This is a genomic window from Alteripontixanthobacter muriae, assembly GCF_013336795.1.
Taxonomy (GTDB): domain Bacteria; phylum Pseudomonadota; class Alphaproteobacteria; order Sphingomonadales; family Sphingomonadaceae; genus Pseudopontixanthobacter; species Pseudopontixanthobacter muriae.
This window is the reverse complement of the sequence record NZ_JAAFZT010000035.1, coordinates 340,310-350,902: the sequence shown is the minus strand read 5'-3', so window position 1 is coordinate 350,902 and position 10,593 is coordinate 340,310. Positions and strand designations below refer to the sequence as shown.

Below are 10,593 nucleotides of genomic sequence, written 5' to 3'. Positions count from 1 at the left end.
AACTTCCTGCCATGCAGAACATATGAAGCGATCCAGGCGCTCCATCATAACCTCGCTGACACTCTGCTTTGCCGAATTGTGGCGAAAATGGGTTACAAGCGCCACCAGCCGCGCTAGACACTGCCGATGTATCCTCGGGGGTGCATGAATTCCAAGGTAATCAGGGAATACATAACATGAAGAAAATTGCTCTCGTCGCCCTCACCGCCGCTTTCGCTCTGACAGCCTGTGACGGCCCCCGTGAAGAAGCCGGTGAAGACATCGACGATATCAACAATGCAGACGGCGTTCTGACCGAAGGCCCCGCCGAAGAAATGGGCGAAGTCATGGACGAGCGCGCTGATGAACTCGGCGACGATGCCATGATGGCCGACGACACCATGATGGCTGACGATGCCGTTGTTGCGGACGATACAGTGGTCGTCGAATAAGCATTGTTCCTGCACCTTTCGGGTGCGATTACGATGATGGGGGTTCGCCAGCGATGGCGAACCCCTTTTTGCTTGTGCAGCGGTCCGCATCCGGAGATCCCGGCTTGACGGCGGCGGACAATGGTCTAGAGCGCAACCCGGATCGGCATTCGTCCCAAGGGGCAGCCGGTCTTCCGTCCGAGACAGCCGGTGGAAACATCCGTTTCCTTAATTGCCGGCCTAGGCGGGGAAACGAGTTTCTTTCGCGCGGCTCACAAGGCTCCGCATCGCGTTCGCCAGTTCCGTAAACGAACGGCAACGCACCTCCTTCCCCAAAAACGGACTCGCTCGCACCGTATCAGCGGTGCGGACAACGAAGCCGGTCGCGGCGCGGTTGCCCAATTGGGTTGGCGCGTGGCGATCATATGTGAAGGAGTACGGCATGGATCGTTCGCAGAAATCCGAATCGGTCGCCGAACTGAACGCAATCTTCAACGAGGCAGGCGTGGTGGTCGTCACCCGCAACCTCGGCCTTTCGGTGGCGCAATCCACCGATCTGCGGCAGAAGATGCGTGACGTTGGCGCGACTTACAAGGTTGCGAAGAACCGCCTCGCCAGGCTCGCCATCGAAGACACCGATTACAACGGCATTGGGGAATTCCTCACCGGTCCGACCGCTCTCGCCTACAGCGCAGATCCGGTCGCAGCCGCGAAAGCCGTGGTGGATTTCGCCAAGACCAATGACGCACTCGAAATCGTCGGCGGTTCCATGGGCGGCGAGATGCTCGACGAAAACAGGGTACGCGCGCTCGCGTCGCTACCCTCGCTCGACGAGCTGCGTGGTACGCTTATCGGTCTCATCAACGCGCCCGCGACGAAAATCGCGCGCGTCGTCAACGAACCGGCGGCAAAGCTTGCCCGCGTCTTCGGTGCCTACGGCGCCAAGGAAGCGGCATAAGCGGTTTTTCTTTCTCGAATACCGGTCGGGGCGCGCCACTGCGCCTTGCCCGGCCAGTCATTTAGTTGGAGCACAATATCATGGCCGATGTAGCCAAGCTTGTTGAAGAACTTTCGAAGCTGACCGTCCTCGAGGCGGCTGAACTCGCCAAGGCACTGGAAGAAGAGTGGGGCGTTTCTGCCGCTGCTGCTGTCGCCGTTGCCGGCCCCGCCGCTGGCGGTGGTGAAGCCGCAGCCGAAGAAAAGGACGAATTCGACGTCATCCTGACCGGCGACGGTGGCAAGAAGATCCAGGTCATCAAGGAAGTCCGTGCGATCACGGGTCTCGGCCTGACCGAAGCCAAGGGCCTCGTCGAAGGCGCGCCCAAGCCGATCAAGGAAGGCGTGAACAAGGCGGAAGCCGAAGAGATCAAGGGCAAGATCGAAGCAGCCGGCGGTACCGTCGAACTGAAGTAAGCGATCAGCCCGGCAACGGGCGCTTACGCTTCGGTTTTCGCATCATGCGATCACCAGGAAAGGGCGGTGCCGGAAGGCGCCGCCCTTTTCCTTTGCCTGCACTCTCGCACTGCCAGTTCGAGCTTCTCTCAACCGGGTTCCGCCGGCGCAGCGCCGCTCGCTGCTGCCTGGTGCACCAGACCGCTCCCCGCCTTCAAATCATCGGCTTCATGCTGACGGGCCATCCGCTCCATGTCGATAGACCGGAAGCGCCTTTCGACTTCATCCACGCCGTTCGCGTCCACGCCCATGCTGGCAAGCGCCGCGCGCCCCATGGCGATGGCCGATTCCCGCACTTCGCGCACGATGAAATCTACAGGCGCAGCCTTGATCCGCAGCATTGATCGGCGGTCGAAGGTCCGCACCATTATGCTGGTTTGGGGGAAAGCCGTGCGCACGCCATGCAGGATCGTGTTGCCGATCTGGTCGCCGTCCATGCAGAACAGGATCATGTCCGCCTCACCCGCACCGGCCTGTCGCAGCAGATCGATCCTGGTACCATCGCCAAAATAGACTTTCGATCCAAAATCGCCCGCCAGGTCGATCTGGCCGACGTTCCGGTCCACCAGCGTGATCGTTGCGCCATGCCCCAGCAGCATCTGCGCGACGGTCTGGCCGAATCGCCCGTAGCCGACGACGATCGCCTTTGCCGTGCCTCCCTCCGGTGCCTCCCGCTGTTGGCTGCCCCGCCGGGGTTTTCGGATACGGGCGGTTGCCATCATCAGGAATGGCGTGGTCGCCATGGAAAGGGTGACGATAGCGCCGAACAGGCTGGCGACTTCCGGGGCAATCAACAGGCCCTGTTGCGCCTGGGCGAACAGGACAAAGGCGAACTCGCCGCCCTGGCTGAGCAGCAGTCCGAGCGCCAATGCCGGCCGCCAGGCCATTCCTGCAAACCGGCCGATGCCGAAGATGATAGCCGCCTTTATCGTAATCAGCCCGGCGGCCATGCCGACGACGAAGATCGGATTTTCGGCGATGGCGCCCAGATCCAGCATCATCCCGACCGCGAGGAAGAACAGGCCCAGCAGGATCGAGCGAAAAGGTTCGATATCCGCTTCCAACTCGTGCCGATAAGGTGTGTTAGCCAGCATCACACCTGCGACGAACGCCCCCAATGCGGTCGAGAGGCCGAGCCATTCCATCAAAGCTGCGGCAGCGATAACGGTGAACAGTCCGGCCACCACGAACATCTCGCGTTCGCCCAGATTGCCGATCAGACGGAACAAGGGGCGCAACAGAAAGCGGCCTGCTGCGATCAATGCACCCACGGTGAGCACCGACATCAGCACGAGTTGCCAAGCAGGTGCCGCGTCCGCGTCGGCCGGGTTCAGGCTCAATGCGGCGACAATCGTGATCAGAACGATGATCGAAAGGTCCTGGAACAGCAGGATCGCGAAGGCGCGTTCCCCGAACGGCGTTCTCAGCCTCCCGGCAGATTGCAGCATCGGCAGCACCTGTGCCGTGGACGACAGCCCAAGGGGCAGTCCGAGCGCCAGCGCAGCGACAAAGGGGAAGTCCGTCGCCAGAAGTATGAAGGCCGCAACCGCCAGCCCGCAGGCCGCGACCTGAGCGAAACCGATGCCGAAGATTGCCGTCCTCATGCGCCAGAGCCGCGCCGGGTCCAGTTCGAGCCCGACGATGAACAGCAAAAGGATAATTCCGATCTCGGCGAACCCAAGCATCGATTCGGCATTTCCGACTAGACCCAGGCCATGCGGCCCAACCACCGAGCCCGCCAGAAGGTATCCCAGCGTGGCACCGAGACCCAGCCGCCGGAAAAGAAGCACGAAACCCAGCGCAAAGCCGAGCATCAATACTCCGTCTCGCAGGAAACCGGCGCCTTCATGTTCCATTGCGCCATTCCTTTTCCATCGGCAGTGTCAGTACGGCAGATAGAAGCGCAGCAGCACCGCGCATAGGCAGGAAAGCTATCGCGGTCTCTAGAGGGCGTAGTTCAGTCGGATTCCGATGGTGTCGATGCCGGGGTTCTGCTCCGAATTGAACAGGCGCGCATTGCTGATGTGCACCCAGCTCGCCTCCACGCTCCAACGTTCGCTAACAGCGGTTCCGATGGCAATCTCCGGCTCGAACAGGATGCGGCTGCCGAGATCCGTCCGAAATTCGTTGTTACGATCTATTCGGAAATCGGGCGCGTCATGAATGACGAGGCCGATGCCGGGCCGGAGATAGACCGGGCCTGCCGCAATCTTCCAGCTGAGCCCGCCGCCTGCGAAATTCGTATCCCCCTCGCTGTTCAGCGAGGCGAAGACATATGGCTCCGGGCTGCCGATGAAAGCGAGCGCCTCTGCCCGTTCGAACCGATAGCCTGCCTGAAGGTCGACGCCGCCTTCTTCCGTATCGAAGGTGAACGGGGTGTCGACAGCATGGGCATAGATTCCGCCATAGACTTCTCCGGCAGCGGCGGGATTTGCGGCGGCAAGCGAACCGAAGATCGAAATCAAAGTGAAGGAGCGCAGGCCAGAGATTCGGGAAGGTCGCGACACGGCAAATACTCCGAAGAATGGCAGGCGTTTATGCAGCGCCATGCAGGCCGCCGCAAGCTGAAGCGATTGCCCCGGCGCGGCATGCACCCTATCGCGCGCCGGCGATGAACAATCCTGCAACCATCAGCCGCGCTCCTGGGGCGAAGCCGGTGTCCAATCCGTGGCGCCGGGAATTTCGCGCGACGATGCGGCTGGCCTGGCCCCTGGCCGCCGCGAATCTGTTGCAGATGCTGGTTCATGCCGTGGATGTCATCTTCGTTGCGCGACTTGGCGAACAGGCGCTGGCCGCAAGCAGTCTGGCCATTGCCATCTTCGGCCTTCTGCTCTGGGCATTGTCCGGCCTGACCGGCGCCGTCGCGCCGCTGATCGCCGCGGAATTGGGGCGGCGCAGCCATGCCGTGCGCGAGGTGCGCCGCAGCGTCCGCATGGGGCTGTGGCTCGCGGTGGCTGCGGGCCTGTTCGGCATGGCGGCGTGTTCGCAGGCAGAACGGCTGATGCTGCTGGCAGGGCAGGACCCGGTGATTTCCGCCATGGCCGGATCTTTCATGGACGTCATCATGTGGGCCATGCTGCCGATGATCATTGCCAACGTGTTGCGTATCTTCGTCTCGACGCTGGACCGGCCGATCTTTGCCACGCTCATCATCGCGGTCGCGATAGGGGTCAGCGTGATCGCCAATTACGCCTTCGTGTTCGGTAATCTGGGCGCACCCGCGCTGGGGCTCGAAGGCTCCGCCCTCGCCAGCGTGGTGACTTCGGTCTTCATCCTTGTGTCCTATGTCATCGCCATCCAGACCGACCGGCGGCTGTCGCGCTATCGAATCTTGGGAAACTGGTGGCGCCACAAATGGAGCCGCCTGCGCGAGATCACGCGGATCGGTACGCCGATCGCGCTCACCATTCTGGCCGAGGCGGGACTATTCTCCGGTGCTGCCTTCCTGATGGGACGGATCGGCCCTTCCGAACTCGCCGGCCACACCATAGCGCTGCAGATCGCCAGCCTCGCCTTCCAGATACCCTTTGGCATCGGGCAGGCAGCGACCATTCGCGTCGGCTATCATTTCGGCGCACGTGATGCGGGCGGCATTCACCGCGCCGGGTGGGTGGCGATGGGCATTGCCGTGGTGTTCAGCGGCGTCACTGCATCAATCATGCTGTTCGCGCCCCATTTCGTGCTGTCGCTCTATGTCGATCCGCAATTGCCGAGGAACGCGGCGCTGGTCGGCTTTGCAGTGCAATATCTGCTGTGGGCGGCGATCTTCCAGCTGGTCGACGCGGCGCAGGCGGTAGCCGCGGGCAATCTTCGCGGTTTGCAGGATACGCGCGTGCCGATGGTGATCGCCGTGCTCAGCTATTGGGCAGCGGGCTATTCGGTCGCGATCTGGCTGGGCCTGTCCACACCGCTGGAAGGCACGGGCGTCTGGATCGGCCTCGCCACAGGACTGGCGGTAGCAGCCGTGTTCCTCACCCTTCGCTGGACCCGCCGCGCGGCGCTGGGGCTGCTGCCGCAAAACTGAAACGGCGCAGCGATAAAAATCTTGGTTCTTCCCTGTTGACGCCCATGTGGGTCGCAACCATATGCCTGCTGTTGGCACTCTCATGGCGAGAGTGCCAAAGCTGATATTCATTCAACAAAGCAAGGAAGGTCAACGATATGGCATTTCGCCCTCTGCACGACCGGGTTCTGGTCCGTCGCATCGAAGCTGACGAAAAGACCGCCGGTGGCATCATCATCCCCGACAGCGCCAAGGAAAAGCCCAGCGAAGGCGAAATCGTCTCGGTGGGTTCGGGCGCCAAGGCCGAAGACGGCACGGTCACGCCGCTGGACGTGAAGGCGGGCGACCGCGTTCTGTTCGGCAAGTGGTCGGGCACCGAGGTCAAGCTGGACGGCGAAGACCTGCTGATCATGAAGGAAAGCGACATCATGGGAATCATGGGCTGAGCCCTGATTTCCGACTGACTGCACTTTTCTTAATCAACCCAATTCAGGAGAACCAATCATGGCTGCCAAGGACGTGAAATTTTCGCGCGAAGCGCGCGAAGGCATCCTCAAGGGCGTCGACACGCTCGCAAACGCCGTCAAGGTAACGCTCGGCCCCAAGGGCCGGAACGTCGTCATCGACAAGAGCTTCGGCGCACCCCGCATCACCAAGGACGGCGTCACCGTCGCCAAGGAAATCGAACTCAAGGACAAGTTCGAGAACATGGGCGCGCAGATGCTGCGCGAAGTCGCCAGCAAGACCAACGATCTCGCAGGTGACGGCACCACCACCGCCACCGTTCTGGCTCAGGCCATCGTGCGCGAAGGCATGAAGTCGGTCGCTGCCGGCATGAACCCGATGGACCTGAAGCGCGGCATCGACCAGGCCGTGATCCGCGTCGTGGAAGACCTCAAGGGTCGTTCCAAGGATGTCGCCGGGTCCAGCGAAATCGCGCAGGTTGGCGTCATTTCCGCCAATGGCGACCGTGAAGTCGGCGAAAAGATCGCCGAAGCCATGGAAAAGGTCGGCAAGGAAGGCGTCATCACCGTGGAAGAGGCCAAGGGCCTCGAATTCGAACTCGATGTCGTTGAAGGCATGCAGTTCGACCGCGGCTATCTGTCGCCCTACTTCATCACCAACCCCGACAAGATGACCGTGGAACTGGATAACCCTTATATCCTGATCCATGAAAAGAAGCTGTCGAACCTGCAGGCCATGCTGCCCGTGCTGGAAGCAGCCGTGCAGAGCGGCCGTCCGCTGTTGATCATCGCAGAAGACATCGAAGGCGAAGCGCTGGCGACACTGGTCGTCAACAAGCTGCGCGGCGGCCTGAAGGTCGCGGCAGTCAAGGCGCCCGGTTTCGGCGATCGCCGCAAGGCCATGCTGCAGGACATCGCGATCCTGACACAGGGCGAGATGATCTCCGAAGATCTCGGCATCAAGCTCGAAAACGTCACGCTCGGCATGCTCGGCGAAGCCAAGCGCGTCACCATCGACAAGGACAACACCACGATCGTGGATGGCGCTGGCCCGGCCGACGACATCAAGTCGCGCGTGAATGAAATCCGTGCCCAGATCGATGCGACCAGCAGCGATTACGACAAGGAAAAGCTGCAGGAACGCCTGGCCAAGCTGGCCGGCGGGGTTGCCGTGATCAAGGTCGGCGGTGCTTCGGAAGTCGAGGTGAAGGAACGTAAGGATCGCGTCGACGATGCGCTCCATGCAACCCGCGCCGCTGTCGAAGAAGGCATTGTCCCCGGTGGCGGTACCGCGCTTCTCTACGCCTCCAAGGTGCTCGAAGGCGTGAAGGGCGAGAATGACGACCAGACCCGCGGTATCGACATCGTTCGCCGCGCGATCCTGTCACCGATCCGCCAGATCGCGGAAAATGCCGGTCACGACGGCGCCGTCATTTCGGGCAATCTCCTGCGCGAAAATGACGAGACGCAGGGCTTCAACGCTGCGACCGACACCTATGAGAACCTGGTCAAGGCCGGCGTGATCGACCCGACGAAGGTCGTTCGCACCGCCCTGCAGGACGCAGCCTCGGTTGCCGGCCTGCTGATCACCACCGAAGCTGCCATCAGCGACGCACCGGAAGACAAGAATTCCGGCGGCGGCGGCATGCCCGACATGGGCGGCATGGGCGGCATGGGCGGCGGAATGGGCTTCTAAGCACACGTCATTCACGACCAACGTACGCGGGTCCGGGGGAGCAATCCTCCGGACCCTTTTTCATGATGGCGAAAGTGCACGCGCTTTTTCTCGGACCCGTTTGCAGCCCGTAAAGGTTGAGTGGCCGGAGGATCTTGCCCAGCCGATGCCGACCGTCTCGATCAATCATGTAACCCGTTATCGTTACCGCCGGGACGTGGCTTTCGGCGAGCATCGCATCCTGGTGCGCCCGCGTGAAAGTTACGACCAGCGACTGCTCATCGCGTCGCTGCAAATCGATCCGGCGCCCTCGTCCCAGCGCTGGCTGCAGGACGTATTCGGCAACGCCGTCGCCATAGCCTGTTTCGACAAGCGCGCAGATATGCTGGAGATACGCGGGCATGCAGAGGTCGACCACCGGCCGACCGCGCCTGAAGAAATCGCCGTTGAACCCTATGCAGCGCGCTATCCGTTCACCTATTCGGCGGAGGATATGCCCGACCTGCTGCGATCAATCGAGCGCAAATACCCCGATCAGGACCGGAAGCTCGACAGCTGGGCGCGGTCCTTCCTCAAATCCGATGGCGGTACCGATACTCTGGACCTGCTGACGGGGATGACCCGCAGCATAAAGGCGGAGTTCGATTACAACAGGCGCGAGGACAAAGGCATTCAGCCACCGTCGACCACTCTGAAGTCGCGCAGCGGAACCTGCCGCGATTATGCCGTCCTGATGATGGAAGCGGTACGGGCGCTGGGCTTCGCTGCGCGCTTCGTTTCGGGCTATCTCTATCAGCCGAGCGAAGCGGATGCGCGGATCGGTGGCCATTCCACCCACGCGTGGCTGCGCGTCTTCCTGCCGGGTTCCGGCTGGATCGAATTCGACCCGACCAATGGCATTGTCGGAAATCAGGGGCTGGTCCGCGTAGCCGTGGCCCGCGATCCTGTGCAGGCGACGCCTTTGTCGGGGACCTGGCGGGGCGTCCGGGGCAGCCAGATCGACATGGAGGTCGAGGTCGAGATCAAGCATCTTGTCGCTTCAACTGGCGGTACTGATCCCACCGGCCAGATCACGGCCCATGCGACCGAGGAAACTGCCGCATGCTGATCCGCACCGGCTTCGACATCAGCTTCGAGACAGATACGGAGGTGCCGCTGCTTGCCCTGCTGCACGTCCGGCCCGAACGGCAAAAGGACCTGCGCACGCCCGAAGTGTTGCAGACCGATCCGCACGTCCCGCATCGCACCTTCATCGATAATTTCGGCAATGTCGCCACGCGCCTGATCATACCGGCGGGCGGCATTACCTTGCGCACCGATTTCGTCATCGAAGATACCGGCACCCCCGATGAAGTGAACCCCGATGCCGTGCAGCAGAACATCGAGGATCTCCCCGACGAGGTTTTGCCGTTCCTGCTGGCAAGCCGCTATTGCGAAGTATCGAAACTGGCAAATGAATCATGGGAGATCGCGCGCAAGGCCGAACCCGGCTGGGCGCGGGTACAGGCGCTGGTCGATGCGGCCCATGAACGCATCAGGTTCGATTACATGAAGGCCAGCACCGACCATACCGCCCGATCGGCTTTCGACGAACGCTACGGGGTCTGCCGCGACTTCGCTCATCTGGCGATCACCCTCTGCCGCGCCGCGAACATTCCCGCGCGCTATTGCACCGGCTACCTCGGCGACATCGGTATCGATCCCATCGACGCGCACATGGATTTTTCCGCCTGGTTCGAAGCCTGGCTGGATGGCCGGTGGTACACTTTCGATGCGCGGCACAACACGCCGCGGATCGCGCGCATTGTCATGGCGAGAGGGCGTGATGCCACGGATGCCGCATTGACGACCGCCTTCGGCTCGGCCCGGCTCGCCAGGTTCGAAGTGCACACCGACGAGGTCGCAGGCACCGACCTGACCCGTTCGCCAAGTGAAACGGCGCTATCCCAATCTGCCCGCGAGACTGCCTGACCGGCGCAGTTCCGGCACATTTCGCAGGTACGTCCGTTGTCGCAACAGTATCATAACAGACGGAGACCCCAATTTATGAAATTGCCGCACAAGGCCCATGTCGCAATCGTCGATGGCGAACGCTTCCTCGTCATGCGCAATCACGGACAACCCTTCGAACCCAAACTGCAGCACGAAGCCAAGCCCTCGCTCGAAGTCACGAATTTCAGCGCCGGCGTGAAGCATCAGGACGAATCGAGCCAGCAGACCGGAGCGACCGATCTGAACGAGCTTGCGCATGGTGCGGCCGCGGCCGAATGGTTGAATGCAAAGGCTATTGCCGGCGACATCGACGACCTGCTCGTCATCGCCGACCCCAAGACCTTGGGTGAAATGCGGCGGCACTACCATGTCGAATTGAAGAACAGGCTGTGCGGCGAAATCGCCAAGACCATGACAGGCGAAACGACCGATCGCATCGAGAAGGCGATCAGCGCCGAATAGGTCACTTGCCGACATCAGGATTACGACTGGCGCGGTGATCGATTTCGTCCCGATCATGGAACATCTTGCCGCGCCAGCCCTTTGCGTGCCACATTGCCGGGATAGCCTTTGCTTCTGTTAAGGAAATGCAAACCA

At 61.7% G+C, this 10,593-nt stretch carries 11 protein-coding genes; 9 read left to right on the top strand and 2 right to left on the bottom strand.

Annotation, left to right across the window (positions count from 1 at the left end):
• The first annotated feature begins 176 nt into the window (after nt 1-176).
• The 3 genes from G7A66_RS11680 to rplL all read left to right on the top strand — a co-directional run bounded on the left by G7A66_RS11680 (nt 177) and on the right by rplL (nt 1,823).
• The gene (locus G7A66_RS11680) at nt 177-431 is read left to right on the top strand and encodes a hypothetical protein (RefSeq protein ID WP_174295817.1); all 255 of its coding nucleotides are present in this window, start codon (nt 177-179) and stop codon (nt 429-431) included.
• A gap of 421 nt (nt 432-852) precedes the next feature.
• Nucleotides 853-1,368 (top strand): 50S ribosomal protein L10, encoded by a 516-nt coding sequence (gene rplJ / locus G7A66_RS11675; protein WP_174295816.1) that lies wholly within the window; start codon nt 853-855, stop codon nt 1,366-1,368.
• Between the two features lie 80 nt (nt 1,369-1,448).
• Complete coding sequence (gene rplL / locus G7A66_RS11670) at nt 1,449-1,823, top strand: 50S ribosomal protein L7/L12 (RefSeq protein ID WP_174295815.1); 375 nt, start codon at nt 1,449-1,451, stop codon at nt 1,821-1,823.
• A gap of 128 nt (nt 1,824-1,951) precedes the next feature.
• Here rplL and G7A66_RS11665 read toward each other — a convergent pair whose 3' ends face one another.
• Nucleotides 1,952-3,718, bottom strand: coding sequence for a cation:proton antiporter domain-containing protein (locus tag G7A66_RS11665; RefSeq protein WP_232366830.1), 1,767 nt, complete (start codon nt 3,716-3,718; stop codon nt 1,952-1,954).
• 87 nt (nt 3,719-3,805) lie between these two features.
• Complete coding sequence (locus G7A66_RS11660; RefSeq protein ID WP_174295814.1) at nt 3,806-4,411, bottom strand: acyloxyacyl hydrolase; 606 nt, start codon at nt 4,409-4,411, stop codon at nt 3,806-3,808.
• Between the two features lie 62 nt (nt 4,412-4,473).
• Here G7A66_RS11660 and G7A66_RS11655 point away from each other — a divergent pair, with 62 nt between their 5' ends.
• From G7A66_RS11655 to G7A66_RS11630, 6 genes are all read left to right on the top strand, one after another.
• Nucleotides 4,474-5,886 (top strand): MATE family efflux transporter, encoded by a 1,413-nt coding sequence (locus G7A66_RS11655; protein ID WP_174295813.1) that lies wholly within the window; start codon nt 4,474-4,476, stop codon nt 5,884-5,886.
• A gap of 137 nt (nt 5,887-6,023) precedes the next feature.
• Nucleotides 6,024-6,311: a co-chaperone GroES gene (gene groES, locus G7A66_RS11650; protein WP_170003494.1), complete on the top strand. Its 288-nt coding sequence runs from the start codon at nt 6,024-6,026 to the stop codon at nt 6,309-6,311.
• 58 nt (nt 6,312-6,369) lie between these two features.
• The gene (gene groL, locus G7A66_RS11645; protein WP_174295812.1) at nt 6,370-8,025 is read left to right on the top strand and encodes a chaperonin GroEL; all 1,656 of its coding nucleotides are present in this window, start codon (nt 6,370-6,372) and stop codon (nt 8,023-8,025) included.
• Nucleotides 8,026-8,170: 145 nt separating this feature from the next.
• Nucleotides 8,171-9,112, top strand: coding sequence for a transglutaminase family protein (locus G7A66_RS11640; protein WP_174295811.1), 942 nt, complete (start codon nt 8,171-8,173; stop codon nt 9,110-9,112).
• Nucleotides 9,106-9,975, top strand: a complete 870-nt coding sequence (locus tag G7A66_RS11635; protein WP_174295810.1) for a transglutaminase-like domain-containing protein — start codon at nt 9,106-9,108, stop codon at nt 9,973-9,975. The genes G7A66_RS11640 and G7A66_RS11635 overlap by 7 nt, the downstream gene beginning before the upstream one ends.
• 75 nt (nt 9,976-10,050) lie before the next feature.
• Nucleotides 10,051-10,458, top strand: a complete 408-nt coding sequence (locus G7A66_RS11630; RefSeq protein WP_174295809.1) for a baeRF12 domain-containing protein — start codon at nt 10,051-10,053, stop codon at nt 10,456-10,458.
• Nucleotides 10,459-10,593 lie beyond the last annotated feature (135 nt).

Coding starts and splice junctions, on each gene's coding strand:
- G7A66_RS11660 (WP_174295814.1), bottom strand. CDS start 4,411: ATGGCGCTGCATAAACGCCTGCCATTCTTCGGAGTATTTGCCGTGTCG.
- groES (WP_170003494.1), top strand. CDS start 6,024: ATGGCATTTCGCCCTCTGCACGACCGGGTTCTGGTCCGTCGCATCGAA.
- rplL (WP_174295815.1), top strand. CDS start 1,449: ATGGCCGATGTAGCCAAGCTTGTTGAAGAACTTTCGAAGCTGACCGTC.
- G7A66_RS11655 (WP_174295813.1), top strand. CDS start 4,474: ATGAACAATCCTGCAACCATCAGCCGCGCTCCTGGGGCGAAGCCGGTG.
- G7A66_RS11665 (WP_232366830.1), bottom strand. CDS start 3,718: ATGGAACATGAAGGCGCCGGTTTCCTGCGAGACGGAGTATTGATGCTC.
- groL (WP_174295812.1), top strand. CDS start 6,370: ATGGCTGCCAAGGACGTGAAATTTTCGCGCGAAGCGCGCGAAGGCATC.
- G7A66_RS11640 (WP_174295811.1), top strand. CDS start 8,171: ATGCCGACCGTCTCGATCAATCATGTAACCCGTTATCGTTACCGCCGG.
- G7A66_RS11680 (WP_174295817.1), top strand. CDS start 177: ATGAAGAAAATTGCTCTCGTCGCCCTCACCGCCGCTTTCGCTCTGACA.
- G7A66_RS11635 (WP_174295810.1), top strand. CDS start 9,106: ATGCTGATCCGCACCGGCTTCGACATCAGCTTCGAGACAGATACGGAG.
- rplJ (WP_174295816.1), top strand. CDS start 853: ATGGATCGTTCGCAGAAATCCGAATCGGTCGCCGAACTGAACGCAATC.
- G7A66_RS11630 (WP_174295809.1), top strand. CDS start 10,051: ATGAAATTGCCGCACAAGGCCCATGTCGCAATCGTCGATGGCGAACGC.